We start from the raw sequence: 16,634 nt of genomic DNA, 5'->3' as shown, positions 1-16,634 counted from the left end.
CGCGCGGGCGGAGAAGCGAAGGAGGAAAGGTGAGCGAGGTCCAGCTGGGGATGCCCCGGCTCCCCGCGCCCGACTACCCCCAGGAGGTCAGGGAGCGGCTGGAGGCGGATGCCGGGGACATCATTGCCCGCTACCCCGACAGCCGCAGCGCCCTGCTGCCGCTGCTGCACCTGGTGCAGGCCGAGGAGGGGTACGTCAGCCGTACCGGCATCCGCTTCTGCGCCGAGCAGCTGGGGCTGACCACGGCCGAGGTGACCGCGGTGTCGACCTTCTACACCATGTACCGCCGCAAGCAGGGCGGCGACTACCAGGTCGGCGTGTGCACCAACACCCTGTGCGCGGTGCTCGGCGGCGACGCCATCTTCGAGACCCTCCAGCGCCACCTGGGCGTCGGGAACGGCGGCACGACCGAGGACGGCAAGGTCACCCTCGAACACATCGAGTGCAACGCCGCCTGCGACTACGCACCCGTGGTGATGGTCAACTGGGAGTTCTTCGACGACCAGACGCCCGAGAGCGCCACGCGCCTCGTCGACGACCTGCGCGCCGGCCGGCCCGTCGAACCCACCCGCGGCGCGCCCCTGTGCACGTACCGGGAGACCGCCCGCATCCTCGCCGGCTTCCCCGACCAGCGGCCCGGCGCCGTGGAGGCGGGCGGCGGCGCCGGGCACGCCACGCTGGCCGGGCTGCGGCTGGCCCGCGGCGAGGCCGCGGCCCCGGCCCGCGTCGGGCCGCCGCGCGGCGAGCCGCCGCAGGGCGAGCGCCCTGCGGAGCACCCCAGCTCCCATGACGCACCGCAGCCCACATCCGCGTCGGACCCGGACCACCCCCATGGCCCGGTCACCGAGGAGGGGGAGGGATGACCGTGGCACCCGAGATCTTCGAGACCAGCCCCGAGAAGCTGCTCGCGCCCGTGCTCAGCGCCTTCTGGGACGAGCCGCGCTCGTGGACGCTGGAGACGTACCTGCGGCACGACGGCTACCAGGGGCTGCGCAAGGCCCTGGAGATGACGCCCGACGAGGTCATCGGCTACGTCAAGGACTCCGGTCTGCGCGGGCGCGGCGGCGCCGGCTTCCCCACCGGGATGAAGTGGCAGTTCATCCCGCAGGGCGACGGCAAGCCGCACTACCTCGTCGTCAACGCCGACGAGTCCGAGCCGGGCACCTGCAAGGACATCCCGCTGCTCTACGCCAATCCGCACGCGCTCATCGAGGGCATGCTGATCGCCTGCTACGCGATCCGCTCCAGCCGCGCCTTCATCTACCTGCGCGGCGAGGCCGTGCCCGTGCTGCGGCGGCTGCACGAGGCCGTCCGCGAGGCGTACGCGGCCGGCCACCTGGGCAAGGACGCCCTCGGCAGCGGGCTCGACCTCGACATCACCGTGCACGCGGGCGCGGGCGCCTACATCTGCGGCGAGGAGACGGCCCTGCTCGACTCCCTCGAAGGCCGCCGCGGCCAGCCCCGGCTGCGCCCGCCCTTCCCGGCCGTCGCCGGTCTGTACGCCTGCCCCACGGTGGTGAACAACGTCGAGTCCATCGCCTCGGTGCCCGCGATCCTGGCCCGGGGCAAGGAGTGGTTCCGCTCGATGGGCAGCGAGAAGTCCCCCGGCTTCACGCTGTACTCGCTCAGCGGCCACGTCGCGAGCCCGGGGCAGTACGAGGCGCCGCTCGGCATCACCCTGCGCCAGCTGCTCGGCATGAGCGGGGGCATGCGCCCCGGACACCGGCTGAAGTTCTGGACGCCGGGCGGCTCCTCGACACCGATCCTCACCGACGAGCACCTCGACGTGCCGCTGGACTACGAGGGCGTCGGCGCCGCCGGCTCGATGCTGGGCACCAAGGCGCTGCAGTGCTTCGACGAGACCACGTGCGTGGTGCGGGCGGTCACCCGCTGGACGGAGTTCTATGCGCACGAGTCGTGCGGCAAGTGCACGCCCTGCCGCGAAGGCACCTACTGGCTGGTGCAGTTGCTGCGCGACATCGAGGCCGGCAAGGGCCGCATGAGCGACCTCGACAAGCTCGCCGACATCGCCGACAACATCAACGGCAAGTCCTTCTGCGCCCTCGGCGACGGCGCGGCGAGCCCCATCTTCTCCTCGCTCAAGTACTTCCGCGGCGAGTACGAGCAGCACATCAAGGGGCGCGGCTGCCCCTTCGACCCGGCCAAGTCCACGGTCTGGGCCGACGAGGGCGTCGGCAACCAGCACGCTCACCTGGGGGTGAACGCATGACAGTCACCACGCCCGCCCCCTCCGGGTCCGGGCCCGCGGCCGTTCCACCAGAGGACCTGGTGTCCGTCACCATCGACGGCATCGAGCTCTCCGTGCCCAAGGGCACGCTGGTCATCCGCGCCGCGGAGATGCTGGGCATCGAGATCCCGCGGTTCTGCGACCACCCGCTGCTGGACCCGGTCGGCGCCTGCCGGCAGTGCATGGTCGAGGTCGAGGGCCAGCGCAAGCCCATGGCCTCGTGCACCATCACCTGCACCGACGGCATGGTCGTCCACACCCAGCTCACCTCGCCCGCCGCCGAGAAGGCGCAGCGCGGCGTGATGGAGCTGCTGCTGATCAACCACCCGCTGGACTGCCCGGTCTGCGACAAGGGCGGCGAGTGCCCGCTGCAGAACCAGGCCATGAGCACCGGCCGCGCCGACTCCCGCTTCGAGGGCAGGAAGCGCACCTACGCCAAGCCGCTGCCGATCTCGCCGCAGATCCTGCTCGACCGCGAGCGCTGCGTGCTGTGCGCGCGCTGCACCCGCTTCTCCCAGCAGATCGCCGGCGACCCGATGATCGAGCTGCTGGAGCGGGGCGCCCTGGAGCAGGTCGGCACCGGCGAGGGCGACCCCTTCCAGTCGTACTTCTCCGGCAACACCATCCAGATCTGCCCGGTGGGCGCGCTGACGTCGGCGGCGTACCGCTTCCGCGCCCGCCCCTTCGACCTGGTCTCCTCGCCGTCGGTGTGCGAGCACTGCGCGGGCGGCTGCGCCCTGCGCACCGACCACCGGCGCGGCAAGGTGATGCGCCGGCTCGCCGCCGAGGACCCCGAGGTCAACGAGGAGTGGGTGTGCGACAAGGGGCGCTTCGCGTTCCGCTACGCCCAGCGGCCGGAGCGCTTCACCACGCCGCTGGTGCGCGGCGAGAGCGGTGTGCTGGAGCCGGCGAGCTGGCCGGAGGCGCTGGAGGCGGCCGCCCGCGGGCTGGCCGCGGCGCGCGGCCGGGCCGGGGTCCTCACGGGCGGCCGGCCGACGGTCGAGGACGCCTACGCGTACGCCAAGTTCGCCCGGGTGGCGCTGCAGACGCACGACGTGGACTTCCGGGCCCGGGTGCACAGCGCCGAGGAGGCCGACTTCCTGGCCGCCCACGTCGCCGGCCGCGGCAAGGACCTCGACGGTGGCGGCGTGACGTACGCGGCGCTGGAACAGGCCCCCGCCGTGCTGCTGGTGGGCCTGGAGGCAGAGGAGGAGGCGCCCGGCGTCTTCCTGCGGCTGCGCAAGGCCTGGCGCGGCTCCGGTCAGCGGCTGTTCTCGCTGGCCACGCACGCGACACCGGGACTGACCAAGGCCGGCGGCACGCTGCTGCCGGCGGCCCCCGGCACCGAACCGGAATGGCTGCGGGCTCTGGCCGCCGGCTCCGGCCTGGACGCGGTCGGGCAGGCCGCGGCCGACGCGCTGCGCGCACCGGGCGCGGTCGTCGCCGTGGGCGAGCGGCTCGCGGGCGTCGCGGGCGGGCCCACGGCGGCCGTGGAGCTGGCCGCGGCGACGGGCGCCCGCCTGGTGTGGCTGCCGCGCCGGGCCGGTGAACGGGGCGCGCTGGAGGCGGGCGCGCTGCCCGGGCTGCTGCCCGGCGGCCGGCCGGCCACCGACCCGCGGGCACGCGAGGAGACGGCGGCCGTGTGGGGCGTGCCGGAGCTGCCGCGCAGCCCCGGCCGCGACACCGGGCAGATCCTGCAGGCCGCCGCCCGCGGTGAGCTGGGCGCCCTGCTGGTGGGCGGCGTCGAGGTCGTGGACCTGCCGGATCCGGCCGGGGCCCGGGAGGCGCTGGAGGCGGTGGGCTTCCTGGTCAGCCTGGAGATGCGGCCCAGCGAGGTGTCGGACCGGGCGGACGTGGTGCTGCCGGTGGCCGCGGTCGCCGAGAAGGCGGGGACGTTCCTGAACTGGGAGGGCCGCGCCCGGCCGTTCGAGGTGGCGCTCAAACCCGACCAGCTCACCGGCCGGCACCTGCTGCCCGACCACCGGGTGCTGCACATGCTGGCCGACGCCATGGACGTCCCGCTCGGCCTGCCGGGCCTGGACGAGGTGCGCGCGGAGCTGACGCGGCTGGGCCCGTGGGACGGCGAGCGGGCGGCCGGCCCGGCCGAGCCCGCCCGGCCGCCGGCCCGGCCCGGGCCCGGCGAGGCGGTCCTGGCCGGGCACCGGCTGCTGCTGGACCGCGGCCGGCTGCAGGACGGGGACGACGCGCTGGCCGCCACCCGCAAGCCCGCCGTGGCCCGCCTGTCGGCCGCCACGGCCGCCGAGGCCGGCGTGCGCGACGGCGCGCAGCTGGCCGTCACCGGCCCGGCCGGCACGCTGCGGCTGCCGGTGGAGGTCACGCCCATGCCGGACCGGGTGGTGTGGCTGCCGCTGAACTCCGCTGGCACGTCCGTCGCCTCCGCGACGGGTGCGGTGCCGGGCGAGGTGGTGCGCCTCGAGGCGTACGTCCCCGAGACCGGCGACGACGAGGGACGGGAGGTACGGCCGTGACCCCACAGACGTCCGCGGTCACCCTGGCCGCCGAGGACCTGTCGGTGTTCGGCACCGACCCGTGGTGGCTGATCGTCCTCAAGGCGGTCTTCTGCTTCGCGTTCCTGATGCTGACCGTGCTGTTCTCCATCGTCTGGGAGCGCAAGGTCGTCGCCTGGATGCAGCTGCGCATCGGCCCCAACCGGCACGGCCCCTGGGGCCTGCTGCAGTCGCTGGCCGACGGCATCAAGCTGATGCTCAAGGAGGACGTGGTCGTCCGCCGCGCCGACAAGGTCGTCTACGTCCTGGCGCCGATCGTGGCCGCGATCCCGGCGTTCATGGCGATCGCGGTGATCCCCTTCGGCCCGTCCGGGGGCGAGGTCTCGGTCTTCGGCCACCGCACCGCGATGCAGCTGACCGACCTGCCGATCGCCGTGCTCTACATCCTCGCGGTGGCCTCGGTGGGCATCTACGGCATCGTGCTGGCCGGTTGGTCGTCCGGCTCGACGTACCCGCTGCTGGGCGGCCTGCGCTCGTGTGCGCAGATGATCTCGTACGAGATCGCGATGGGCGCCGCCTTCGCCTCCGTCTTCCTCTACTCCGGCTCGATGTCGACCTCGGCCATCGTCGAGGCACAGCACGACCGCTGGTACGTGCTGCTGCTGCCGGTGTCCTTCCTCGTCTACATCGCGACGATGGTGGGGGAGACCAACCGGGCCCCGTTCGACATGCCGGAGTCCGAGGGCGACCTGGTCGGCGGCTTCAACACCGAGTACTCCTCCATCAAGTTCGCGATGTTCATGCTCGCCGAGTACGTGAACATGGTGACGGTCTCGGCGGTGGCCACCACGCTCTTCCTGGGCGGCTGGCGCGCGCCGTACCCCGTCTCCGCCTTCTGGGAGGGTGCCAACCACGGCTGGTGGCCGCTGCTGTGGTTCGTGGTCAAGGTGCAGCTGCTGCTGTTCTTCTTCATCTGGCTGCGCGGCACGCTGCCGCGCGTGCGCTACGACCAGCTGATGAAGCTGGGCTGGAAGGTGCTCATCCCCGTCTCGGTGACCTGGCTGATGCTGGTCGCGACCGTACGGGCGCTGCGCAACGAGAACTACGACTTCCAGGACATCGTGCTCTACGTCGGCGGGGCCGTGCTGGCGATCCTGCTGCTGTCGGTGCTCGTCGACCTCTTCCACGGTGCGCGCAAGGGCAAGGACGGCGAGGGGGCCGCCGAAGGGGCCGAGGGCCCGCCACCGGCGTTCGACCCCATGGCCGGCGGCTTCCCCGTGCCGCCGATGCCCGGCCAGAGCCTGCCGCCCGTGCCCCGGCGCCGGCCGCGCGGGCAGGGCGAGCTCATTGTCAGTGGCGGGGTGGACACTGTGCGTGACGAAAAGGAGGCCCGCGGTGACTGACAAGCCGTCCCGGGAGAATCCCCGGCCCGAGCGTCTCAATCCGGTGGCCGGCTTCGGCGTGACCTTCAAGGCCATGTTCAAGAAGCGGCTGACCGAGCAGTACCCGGAGTACAAGAAGCCCACCGCGCCGCGCTTCCACGGCCGCCACCAGCTCAACCGCCACCCCGACGGCCTGGAGAAGTGCATCGGCTGCGAGCTGTGCGCCTGGGCCTGCCCGGCCGACGCCATCTACGTCGAGGGCGCGGACAACACCGACGAGGAGCGCTACTCGCCGGGCGAGCGCTACGGCCGCGTCTACCAGATCAACTACCTGCGCTGCATCCTGTGCGGCCTGTGCATCGAGGCGTGCCCGACCCGGGCCCTGACGATGACCAACGAGTACGAACTGGCCGACGCCAGCCGCGAGTCGCTGATCTACACCAAGGAGCAGCTGCTGGCCGGGCTGGAGGAGGGCATGGTCGACACGCCGCACGCGATCTTCCCCGGCATGACCGAGGAGGACTACTACCGCGGCCTGGTGACCGAGGCGGCGCCGGGCACGGAGCGCCAAGTGGCCGTCTCCAAGGGCGAGAAGCCGTCCTCCGAGGGGGTGGAGGCATGAGCCTCGCCGCTTCCGCCTCGGTGACCTCCACCGGCGAGGAGGTGCAGTTCTGGCTGCTGGGCGTGGTGGCCGTGGCCGGCGCGCTGGGCACGGTGCTGATGAAGAAGGCCGTGCACAGCGCCCTCTCGCTGGCCGGCACGATGATTGTCCTGGCCGTCTTCTACCTCGCCAACGGCGCCTACTTCCTGGGCGTCGTGCAGGTCGTGGTCTACACCGGCGCGATCATGATGCTGTTCCTGTTCGTCGTGATGCTGGTGGGCGTCACCGCCGCCGACTCGCTCAAGGAGACCATCCGCGGCCAGCGCCTGCTGGCCGGACTGTGCGTGCTGGGCTTCGGCATCCTGCTGATGGCCGGCATCGCCAACGCCTCCCTGCGCGACTTCGACGGCCTGGGCCGGGCCAACGCCGGCGGCAACGTCCAGGGGCTGGCCGCCCTGCTGTTCACCAAGTACGTCTTCGCCTTCGAGATCACCGGCGCCCTGCTGATCACGGCCGCCGTCGGCGCGATGGTGCTCACCCACCGCGAGCGCACGCAGCGGGCCGCCACCCAGCGGGAGCTCGCCGAGCAGCGGGTGCGGCAGGGCAAGCACCTGCCGCCGCTGCCCGCACCGGGCGTCTACGCCCGGCACAACGCCGTCGACGTCCCCGCCCTGCTGCCCGACGGCAGCCCGTCCGACCTGTCGGTCAACGCCACCCTGCGGGCACGCGGCCAGATCCGGGACGTCTCGCAGGAGGCGCTCGCCGACCTCGCCGCGGTCGAACAGCGCTCGGCCGAGTGGCTGGAGCGGCGGCGCAAGGGGCGCGCACAGGAGGGTGCCCAGTGAATCCCGTCAACTACCTCTATCTGGCGGCCCTCTTGTTCAGCATCGGTGCCGCCGGTGTGCTCATCCGGCGGAACGCGATCGTCGTCTTCATGTGCGTCGAGCTGATGCTCAACGCCTGCAACCTGGCGTTCGTCACCTTCTCCCGGATGCACGGCAACCTCGACGGCCAGATCATCGCCTTCTTCACGATGGTCGTGGCCGCCGCCGAAGTCGTGGTGGGCCTCGCGATCATCGTGATGATCTTCCGCTCCCGCCACTCCGCCTCGGTCGACGACGCCAGTCTGCTGAAGCTGTAAGGGGACACTGACGGTGGAGAATCTCATCGGGCTGCTCGTCCTGGTGCCCCTGCTGGGCGCCGCCGTGCTGCTGTGCGGCGGACGCCGGCTGGATCGCGCCGGACACTGGATCGGCACGCTGGTCGCCGCCCTGTCGTTCGTCATCGGCGCGGTGCTCTTCGCCGGCATGCTGGGCCGCGCCGGCGACGACCGCGAGCTGGGCGCGACGGTCTTCAGCTGGGTGCCCGTCGGCGGCTTCCGCGCCGACGTCGGCTTCCAGCTCGACCAGCTGTCCATGACCTTCGTCCTGCTGATCACCGGCGTGGGCTCGCTGATCCATCTGTACTCGGTCGGCTACATGGCCCACGACGAGCGGCGGCGGCGCTTCTTCGGCTACCTCAACCTCTTCCTCGCCGCGATGCTGCTGCTGGTCCTCGCGGACAACTACCTGCTGCTGTACGTCGGGTGGGAGGGCGTCGGCCTCGCCTCCTACCTGCTGATCGGCTTCTGGCAGCACAAGCCGAGCGCGGCCACCGCAGCCAAGAAGGCCTTCCTGGTCAACCGCGTCGGCGACGTCGGGCTGTCCATCGCCGTCATGCTGATGTTCACCACCTTCGGCACCTTCGCCTTCGGCCCGGTGCTGGAGAACGCCGACAAGGCCGGCGAGGGCAGACTCACCGCCATCGGGCTGGTGCTGCTGCTGGCGGCCTGCGGCAAGTCGGCCCAGGTGCCGCTGCAGAGCTGGCTCGGCGACGCCATGGAGGGCCCGACCCCGGTCTCCGCCCTCATCCACGCGGCCACCATGGTGACCGCCGGCGTCTACCTGATCACCCGCTCCGGCGCGATCTTCGACGCCGCCCCCGACGCACAGACGGCCGTGGTGACGGTCGGCGCGGTCACGCTGCTCTTCGGTGCGATCGTCGGGTGCGCGAAGGACGACATCAAGAAGGCCCTCGCCGGCTCGACCATGTCGCAGATCGGCTACATGATCCTCGCGGCCGGGCTCGGCCCGATCGGCTACCCGTTCGCCATCATGCACCTGGTCACCCACGGCTTCTTCAAGGCCGGGCTCTTCCTCGGCGCCGGCTCGGTGATGCACGCCATGAACGACGAGGTCGACATGCGCCGTTACGGCGGCCTGCGGTCGTACATGCCCGTCACCTTCGTCACCTTCGGCCTCGGCTACCTGGCCATCATCGGCTTCCCGGGCCTGTCGGGCTTCTTCTCCAAGGACAAGATCATCGAGGCGGCCTTCGCCCGCGGCGGCACCGAGGGCTGGATCCTGGGCGGCGCCGCCCTGCTGGGCGCGGCCATCACCGCGTACTACATGACGCGCGTGATGATCCTGACCTTCTTCGGCGAGAAGCGCTGGCGCCCGGCCCCCTCGCCCGAGGAGCCCGGCGCCGAGCCGGCCGCCGAGACCCGCGGCCGCGGCGAGCTGCCCCGCCCGCACGAGTCGCCCAAGGTCATGACGATCCCGATGATCGTGCTGGCGGTCGGCTCGGTGCTCGCGGGCGGGCTGTTCAGCATCAACGACGCCTTCCTGAAGTGGCTCCAGCCCGTCACCGGCCACGAGGAGGGCCACTCGCCGGTCACCGCCGTGCAGGTCACCGCCGCCACCCTGGTGGTGCTGTTCATCGGCGTCGCGCTGGCCTGGGCCCAGTACGGACGCGGCCCGGTGCCCGTCACCGCACCGCGCGGCAGCCTGCCGGTGCGCATCGCCCGCCGTGACCTGCTCCAGGACGACTTCAACCACGTCGTGCTCGTCCGCGGCGGGCAGCACCTCACCCGCAGCCTGGTGTACGTCGACCACAGCCTGGTCGACGGCGTCGTCAACGGCACCGCCGCCGCCGTCGGCGGGCTGTCCGGCCGGATGCGCAGGCTGCAGAACGGCTTCGCGCGGTCGTACGCGGTCTCGATGTTCGGCGGTGCGGCGGTGCTCATCGCCGCGACCCTGCTGATGAGGGCGGTCTAGAGATGTCATTTCCCCTGCTCACGGCCACCGCCGTGGTGCCCGCGCTCGGCGCGGTGGCCACCGCCGCCGTGCCGGCCGCACGGCGCACGGCCGCCAAATGGCTCGCGCTCGGCGCCTCGCTGGCCACGCTGGCGCTGGCCGCGGTGGCGCTCGTGCGCTTCGACCCCGGGGCGAAGGGCCCCTTCCAGCTCACCGAGTCCCACGCCTGGATCAAGGACTTCGGGGTCCGCTACGACCTGGGCGTCGACGGCATCTCGGTGGCGCTCATCGCCCTGACCGCGGTCCTGGTGCCGTTCGTGATCCTCGCCGGCTGGCACGACGCCGACCCTCTGGAGACGGCGTCGACGCGCTGGCGGCCCACGCAGGGCTTCTTCGCCCTGATCCTCATGGTCGAGGCCATGGTGGTCATCGCCTTCGAGGCCACCGACGTCTTCCTCTTCTACATCTTCTTCGAAGCCATGCTCGTGCCGATGTACTTCCTCATCGGCGGCTTCGGCGACCGCGCCGGCGAGCGCACCGAGGACGAGAGCGCCGCCCAACGCTCCTACGCGGCCGTGAAGTTCCTGCTCTACAACCTCGTCGGCGGCCTGATCATGCTGGCCGCCGTCATCGGCCTCTACGCCGTCACCGCCCACCAGCTCGGCACCGGCACCTTCTCCCTGACGGAGATCGTCCAGGCCCGCGCCGCCGGCCGGCTGGAGCTCGCCACCACCACCGAACGCGCCCTGTTCCTCGGCTTCTTCTTCGCCTTCGCCGTCAAGGCACCGCTGTGGCCCCTGCACACCTGGCTGCCCAACGCCATGAGCGAGGCCACCGCCCCCGTCGCCGTACTGATCACCGCGGTCGTCGACAAGGTCGGCACCTTCGCGATGCTGCGCTTCTGCCTCCAGCTCTTCCCCGAGGCATCCAAGTGGGCGACGCCCGTCATCCTCGTCCTGTCGCTGATCAGCATCCTCTACGGGGCCCTGCTGGCCGTCGGGCAGCGCGACATCAAGCGCCTGATCGCCTACGCGTCGATCTCCCACTTCGGCTTCATCATCCTCGGCGTCTTCGCGATGACCAGCCAGGGCCAGAGCGGCGCGACCCTCTACATGGTCAACCACGGCCTGTCCACGGCCGCGTTGATGCTCGTCGCCGGCTTCCTCATCTCCCGCCGCGGCTCGCGCCTCATCGCCGACTACGGCGGCGTGCAGAAGGTCGCCCCCCTGCTCGCCGGCACCTTCCTCGTGGGCGGCCTGGCCACCCTGTCGCTGCCCGGGCTCGCGCCGTTCGTCTCCGAATTCCTCGTCCTGGTCGGCACGTTCAGCCGCTACCCGGCCGTCGGGATCGTCGCCAGCGTGGGCATCGTGCTCGCCGCGTTGTACGTCCTCGTGCTCTACCAGCGCACGATGACCGGGCCCGTGGCCGAACCCGTACGGAAGATGCCCGACCTGCGGGCGCGCGAACTGGTGGTGGTCACCCCACTGATCGCGCTGCTGCTTTTCCTCGGCGTCTATCCCAAGCCTTTGACCAGGATCCTCGACCCCGCCGTCGACCACACGCTCTCGCAGGTGCACAAGAGCGACCCGGCACCCGCCATCCGCGTGAATACCGGCAGCGTGAATAGCAGCAGTGCGAACGATGTGGAGGCCGCGAAGTGAGCCACGCAGCATCCCTGGAGGTTGTCCACAGCCTGTGGACAGTCGCGGCGGCCGAGCCACCGCGGAAGATCCCCGCGCCGCACATCGAGTACGCGCAGCTCTCGCCCACCCTCATCGTGCTCGGCGCCGCCCTCGTCGGCGTCCTGCTGGAGGCGTTCGTGCCGCGCCGCGCCCGCCACCACGCCCAGGCCGGGCTCGCCGTGGTGGCCCTGGCCGCGGCCTTCGCCGCCGTCATCGCCCTCGCCATCGGCGGCCATGCCACCGACAAGGCCGCCACCGCCGCCATGGGCGCCCTGGCCGTCGACGGCCCCGCCCTCTTCCTGCAGGGCACGATCCTGCTCGTCGCCCTCGTCGCCGTGCTCACCTTCGCCGAACGCCGCCTCGACCCCGCCGCCCACGGCCGGCCCGTCGACTCCTTCGTGCCCCAGGCCGCCGCCGTCCCCGGCGGCGCCGCCGAACGCGAGGCCGTGGCCGCCGGCCTGACCACCACCGAGGTCTTCCCCGTCCTGCTCTTCGCCGTCGGCGGCATGCTCGTCTTCCCCGCGGCGAACGACCTGCTGACCCTGTTCGTCGCCCTCGAGGTCTTCTCGCTCCCGCTGTACGTGCTGTGCGCCCTCGCCCGCCGCCAGCGGCTGCTGTCGCAGGAAGCCGCCATCAAGTACTTCCTGCTGGGCGCCTTCTCGTCGGCCTTCCTGCTCTTCGGCATCGCCCTGCTCTACGGCTATGCCGGCACCGTCACCTACTCCGGCATCGCCGACGTCGTCAGTGGGACCGTCCAGAGCGTCGATCCGGCGCTCGCCTCCTCCACCGGCAACGACGCGCTGCTGCTCATCGGCGGCGCGATGGTGCTGATGGGGCTGCTGTTCAAGGTCGGCGCCGTGCCGTTCCACATGTGGACGCCGGACGTCTACCAGGGCGCACCGACCCCCGTCACCGGCTTCATGGCCGCCGCCACCAAGGTCGCCGCCTTCGGGGCGCTGCTGCGCGTGCTGTACGTCGTCCTGCCGGGCATGCGGTGGGACTGGCGGCCCGTGATGTGGGGCGTCGCCATCGTCACGATGCTCGTCGGCGCGATCGTGGCCGTCACCCAGACGGACGTCAAGCGGCTGCTGGCCTACTCCTCCATCGCCCACGCCGGCTTCATCCTCGCCGGCGCCATCGCCACCACGGCGGACGGCGTCTCCTCGGTGCTCTTCTACCTGGCGGCCTATTCCTTCGTCACGCTCGGCGCGTTCGCCGTCGTCACGCTCGTACGGGACGCAGGCGGGGAGGCCACGCACCTGTCCAAGTGGGCCGGCCTCGGGCGCCGTTCGCCGCTCGTCGCGGCGGTCTTCGCGGTCTTCCTGCTCGCCTTCGCCGGTATCCCGCTGACGAGCGGCTTCGCGGGGAAGTTCGCGGTGTTCAAGGCGGCGGCCCAGGGCGGGGCGGTGCCGCTGGTCATCGTCGGTGTGCTGTCGTCGGCGATCGCGGCGTTCTTCTACATCAGGGTCATCGTGCTGATGTTCTTCAGCGAACCGCGGTCGGAGGGGCCGACGGTGGCGGTGCCCAGCGTCCTGACGTCGTCGGCGATCGCGATCGGGGTGGTGGTGACGTTGCTGCTCGGCGTCGCGCCGCAATACTTCCTCGACCTGGCGGGCCAGGCGGGCACGTTCGTGCGGTGACGCCTGCGGCGGGCGGTGTCCTCGAACGCCGGACGGGCTGCATTGCAGCCCGTCCGGCGTTCGCCCGTCAGCTGCCCGGCTTGGCCGGGATGGGGATGTTGATCGCCGGCTTGCCGTCGCCGCCCACCGTCTTCGTGAGCGTGTCCTCCTTGCCGGACGCCCAGGCGATCGTCAGCGACTTGCCGTCGAACTTCTTGATCGTGCCCTTGGCGTAGTCCGTGCTGCCGTCCTGGCAGTGGTTGATCTCCACCGTGGCCGGCTGGGCGTTGTCGACGAGCTTGCCGGAGCATGCCGTCTTGGTGCTCAGCATCACCTGGTTGCCGGCGAAGGACATGACCATCAGGCTCTGGTCGGACAGCTTGCCCTTCGACCAGCCGCCCTTGAGCTCCGCGGCGGTGACGTTGCCGGAGCCGATGGGCTTCTGCGACGCCGCCGGGTCGGCGGCCGGTGCCGAGGACGCGGCGCCCGAGGGCTTCGCGGCGGGGTCCGTCTTCTTGTCGTCGCTGCTCTTGGAGCAACCGGTCATCAGCACAGCGGCCACGACGGCCGCCCCCGTGATCTGTACTGCCTTGCGCACTGAGCTCTCTGCTCTCTCTCGTTCGTCCGTCGAACTGGACACGACAAGTTAGCAGCGCCCGGTTCCGCTTCAGTCCCGCGCCGGAGCGATGCGGCCCGTGACCTCGCCCAGGCCCACGCGCGTGCCGTCCGGGCCGGGGGCCCAGGCCGTGATGGTGACGACGTCGCCGTCGGCCAGGTAGGGGCCCTTGCCGGCGGTGAGCTCGAGGAGGCAGCCGAGCTGGTCGGGTTCGGGGCCGCTGACCGTGCCGGAGGCGTAGAAGTCGCCCGTGCGCAGGGAGGCGCCGTTGACGGTCATGTGGGCCAGCTGCTGGGCGGCCGTCCAGTACATGGCGGAGAACGGCGGGCGGGAGACGACCTCGCCGTTGATCGTCACTTCGAGGCGCAGGTCGATGCCGCCGGGCTCGGCGGCGGAGTCGTCGAGGTAGGGCAGCAGCGGGTGGGTGCGCTCCGGCGGCGCCGTGCGGGCGGCGTCGAGGGCTTCGAGGGGGGTGATCCAGGCGGAGACGGAGGTGGCGAAGGACTTGCCGAGGAAGGGGCCCAGCGGCACGTATTCCCAGGCCTGGATGTCGCGGGCGGACCAGTCGTTGACCAGGCAGACGCCGAAGACGTGGTCGCGGAAGGAGTCGAGGGTGACGGGGGTGTTTTCGGGGGCGGGGGTGCCGACGACGAAGCCGACCTCGGCCTCGATGTCCAGGCGCAGGGAGGGCCCGAAGGTGGGCGCCTCGTCCGTGGGAGCCTTGCGCTGGCCCCGGGGGCGCACGACGTCGGTGCCGGAGACGACGATCGTGCCGGCGCGCCCGTGGTAGCCGATGGGCAGGTGCTTCCAGTTGGGGGTCAGGGGGTCGGCGCCGGGGCGGAAGATGCGGCCGACGTTGGAGGCGTGGTGCTCGCTGGCGTAGAAGTCGACGTAGTCGGCGACCTCGAAGGGCAGGTGGAGGGTCACCTCGTCCAGCGGGTGGAAGTGCTCGCCGTCGAGCCAGGTGCGGATCTCGGCGCGCACCGCCTGCCAGGTGGGCCGTCCGGCGGCCATGAGGGCGTTCAGCGTGGGCTGTGCGAGCAGGGGCGCGTGGGGCGAGCCGTGCGCGGCGGCCGCGGCGGCGGCGTCCAGGACGTACGCGCCGTAGCGCACGCCCACGCGGGGGCGGTCGGGGGCGTCGGGGGTGGTGAAGATGCCGTACGGGAGCGCGGCCGCGCCGAAGGGGTCGCCTTCGGGCAGGTCGCGGGGGCTGTGCTGGGGCATGGGAGGCTGCCTCGCCTTCGTCCTGGACAGTCCAACGGTCACGCCAGATTACGTGCTGTCAGCACACGGGCAAGTGTTCGCAGGGATCACTCGGCGGTTGTTCCGACAGGTGTCCGACCGCTGGCTAAAGGGAGGGCAATGTCCGGTAACTCCTTGTGGGAGCCGTCGATTCCGAAGTAGCGTCCTAAGTCGGGTCACACACAGTGGGGGGCCGCTGAGGCTGGGTGGCCGAGGGGGGTGCTGGTGGCGAGCAGGATCGCGCCCGTGGCGGCGGACCGGTCCGTACCCGGGCTGATTGTGAAGATCGGCGACTATCCCCTGCACCATGGCGGCGTCGGTGCCATCCGCAGCCTGGGCAGGTTGGGCGTGCCGATGTACGCCATCACCGAGGACAGATGGACCCCCGCCGCGCTCTCGCGCTACCTGCATCGCTGCTTCGTGTGGCCGACGACGGGCACGGAGCGGCCCGAGGAGCTGGTGGCGGGGCTGCTGCGGATCGGCCGGCGGATCGGCCGGCCGACCGTGCTGGTGCCCACGGACGAGGAGGCGGCGGTGCTCATCGCCGAGCACGCGGACGCCCTCGCCGGCCCGTTCCTCTTCCCGCCCGTCGAGCCCGCCCTGCCGCGCCGGCTGGCCAGCAAGCAGGGCCTGTACGAGCTGTGCACCGAGCACGGCGTGCCGGCCCCTTCGACGCTCTTCCCGGCCTCGTACGAGGAGGTCGAGAAGTACGCCTCGGAAGCGGCCTTCCCCGTGGTGGCCAAGAACCGCGAGGCCTTCGAGCGGCGCCGGCACCCCGCGGTACACGGCACGACCCGCATCGGCGGCCCACGGGAGCTGCTGGACCTGGCCCGCGGCTGGGGCCCGGCCCCCGGGGTGATCCTCCAGGAGTACTTGCCGCGCGAGGAGGCCGAGGACTGGATCGTCCACGCCTACTTCGACGCCGATTCCACCCCGCTGGCGATGTTCACCGGCGTGAAGGTGCGCTCCTGGCCGCCGCACGCGGGCATGACGGCCAACGCCTACGTCGTCGACAACCCGGAACTGGCGGCGATGGCCGCACAATTCATCAAGCAGATCGGCTTCTGCGGGATCATCGACCTGGACTGGCGCTTCGACCGCCGCGACGGGCAGTACAAGCTGCTGGACTTCAACCCCCGGATGGGCGCGCAGTTCCGCCTCTTCGAGAACGAGGCGGGCATCGACGTCGTCCGGGCCCAGCACCTGGACCTGACCGGGCGGGCGGTGCCGGAGGCCGAGCAGCTGACCGGCCGCCGGTTCGTCGTGGAGAACATCGACCTGCCCGCCCTCGCCGCCTACCGCCGCAGCGGCTACACCACCCCGCACGCCCCCGCCCGGGCGAGCGGCACGGAGCTGGCGTGGGTGGCGCGCGACGACATGAAGCCGTTCTTCACCATGCTGGCGCGGTTCGTCCGGCCGGGCATGCGACACCTGTGGCAGCTGTGGCGCTCCCGGCGCCGGGCCGCGGTCGCGGCGGCGGGATGACGGCGGTCACCGCCGCGGGCCCCGCGGGCCCGCGCCCGCCCGCCGGGCCGGCACGACCGGCCGCACGTGCCGCGATATGCGCTGCGAGGCGCCCCCGAAGACGCCCCGGGAGCGCCGCCGCCGGCCCCGCCGGGGGCTGACGGGCCGAGGGGGCCGGCAGCCCCTGCCACCACCCGTCCGCCCGTCCGCCCGTCCGTTCACCCGCTCTTCCGCCCGC

General features: G+C 72.0%; 13 protein-coding genes. 11 read left to right on the top strand and 2 right to left on the bottom strand.

All coding sequences use genetic code 11. From position 1 onward, the window contains the following. Positions 1 to 50: 50 nt before the first annotated feature. Genes nuoE through nuoN form a run of 10 tightly spaced genes read left to right on the top strand, consistent with a single transcriptional unit; the run spans position 51 to position 13,095 of the window. Positions 51 to 863 carry an NADH-quinone oxidoreductase subunit NuoE gene (nuoE, locus tag AB0K17_RS11475; protein WP_365968802.1) on the top strand — a complete coding sequence of 271 codons (813 nt, stop codon included), beginning with the start codon at positions 51 to 53 and terminating at the stop codon, positions 861 to 863. Next, complete coding sequence (gene nuoF / locus AB0K17_RS11470; protein WP_365982832.1) at positions 860 to 2,230, top strand: NADH-quinone oxidoreductase subunit NuoF; 1,371 nt, start codon at positions 860 to 862, stop codon at positions 2,228 to 2,230. The genes nuoE and nuoF overlap by 4 nt, the downstream gene beginning before the upstream one ends. Beyond that, on the top strand, positions 2,227 to 4,737 hold the full coding sequence (locus AB0K17_RS11465; RefSeq protein ID WP_365982831.1) for an NADH-quinone oxidoreductase subunit G: 2,511 nt from the start codon (positions 2,227 to 2,229) through the stop codon (positions 4,735 to 4,737). Before nuoF ends, AB0K17_RS11465 begins: the two co-directional genes overlap by 4 nt. Beyond that, a complete protein-coding gene (nuoH, locus tag AB0K17_RS11460) occupies positions 4,734 to 6,119 on the top strand; it encodes an NADH-quinone oxidoreductase subunit NuoH (RefSeq protein WP_365982830.1) in 1,386 nt (461 codons plus the stop codon). The genes AB0K17_RS11465 and nuoH overlap by 4 nt, the downstream gene beginning before the upstream one ends. Beyond that, a complete protein-coding gene (nuoI, locus tag AB0K17_RS11455; RefSeq protein WP_365968785.1) occupies positions 6,112 to 6,720 on the top strand; it encodes an NADH-quinone oxidoreductase subunit NuoI in 609 nt (202 codons plus the stop codon). The genes nuoH and nuoI overlap by 8 nt, the downstream gene beginning before the upstream one ends. After that, complete coding sequence (locus AB0K17_RS11450) at positions 6,717 to 7,544, top strand: NADH-quinone oxidoreductase subunit J (RefSeq protein WP_365968784.1); 828 nt, start codon at positions 6,717 to 6,719, stop codon at positions 7,542 to 7,544. The genes nuoI and AB0K17_RS11450 overlap by 4 nt, the downstream gene beginning before the upstream one ends. Beyond that, a complete protein-coding gene (gene nuoK / locus AB0K17_RS11445; protein WP_344435289.1) occupies positions 7,541 to 7,840 on the top strand; it encodes an NADH-quinone oxidoreductase subunit NuoK in 300 nt (99 codons plus the stop codon). The genes AB0K17_RS11450 and nuoK overlap by 4 nt, the downstream gene beginning before the upstream one ends. A gap of 13 nt (positions 7,841 to 7,853) precedes the next feature. After that, positions 7,854 to 9,794, top strand: coding sequence for an NADH-quinone oxidoreductase subunit L (gene nuoL / locus AB0K17_RS11440; RefSeq protein ID WP_365982829.1), 1,941 nt, complete (start codon positions 7,854 to 7,856; stop codon positions 9,792 to 9,794). A 2-nt stretch (positions 9,795 to 9,796) separates the two neighbouring features. Beyond that, positions 9,797 to 11,434 (top strand): NADH-quinone oxidoreductase subunit M, encoded by a 1,638-nt coding sequence (locus tag AB0K17_RS11435; protein WP_365968782.1) that lies wholly within the window; start codon positions 9,797 to 9,799, stop codon positions 11,432 to 11,434. Next, on the top strand, positions 11,431 to 13,095 hold the full coding sequence (gene nuoN, locus AB0K17_RS11430; protein WP_365968781.1) for an NADH-quinone oxidoreductase subunit NuoN: 1,665 nt from the start codon (positions 11,431 to 11,433) through the stop codon (positions 13,093 to 13,095). Before AB0K17_RS11435 ends, nuoN begins: the two co-directional genes overlap by 4 nt. Before the next feature lie 67 nt (positions 13,096 to 13,162). On the opposite strand, the gene AB0K17_RS11425 is transcribed toward nuoN, so the two are convergent. Together AB0K17_RS11425 and fahA are read right to left on the bottom strand one after the other, a co-directional pair. Continuing rightward, positions 13,163 to 13,672, bottom strand: a complete 510-nt coding sequence (locus AB0K17_RS11425; protein WP_365968780.1) for a hypothetical protein — start codon at positions 13,670 to 13,672, stop codon at positions 13,163 to 13,165. Between the two features lie 69 nt (positions 13,673 to 13,741). After that, positions 13,742 to 14,914: a fumarylacetoacetase gene (fahA, locus tag AB0K17_RS11420; RefSeq protein WP_365968779.1), complete on the bottom strand. Its 1,173-nt coding sequence runs from the start codon at positions 14,912 to 14,914 to the stop codon at positions 13,742 to 13,744. 243 nt (positions 14,915 to 15,157) lie between these two features. On the opposite strand from fahA, the gene AB0K17_RS11415 reads away from it, so the two are divergent. Beyond that, positions 15,158 to 16,417 carry an ATP-grasp domain-containing protein gene (locus AB0K17_RS11415; RefSeq protein WP_365968778.1) on the top strand — a complete coding sequence of 420 codons (1,260 nt, stop codon included), beginning with the start codon at positions 15,158 to 15,160 and terminating at the stop codon, positions 16,415 to 16,417. Positions 16,418 to 16,634 lie beyond the last annotated feature (217 nt).

Origin of the sequence: Streptomyces sp. NPDC049585 (assembly GCF_040675615.1) — a bacterium.
GTDB lineage: Bacteria > Actinomycetota > Actinomycetes > Streptomycetales > Streptomycetaceae > Streptomyces > Streptomyces luteosporeus.
This window is presented reverse-complemented; position numbering and strand designations above follow the sequence as displayed.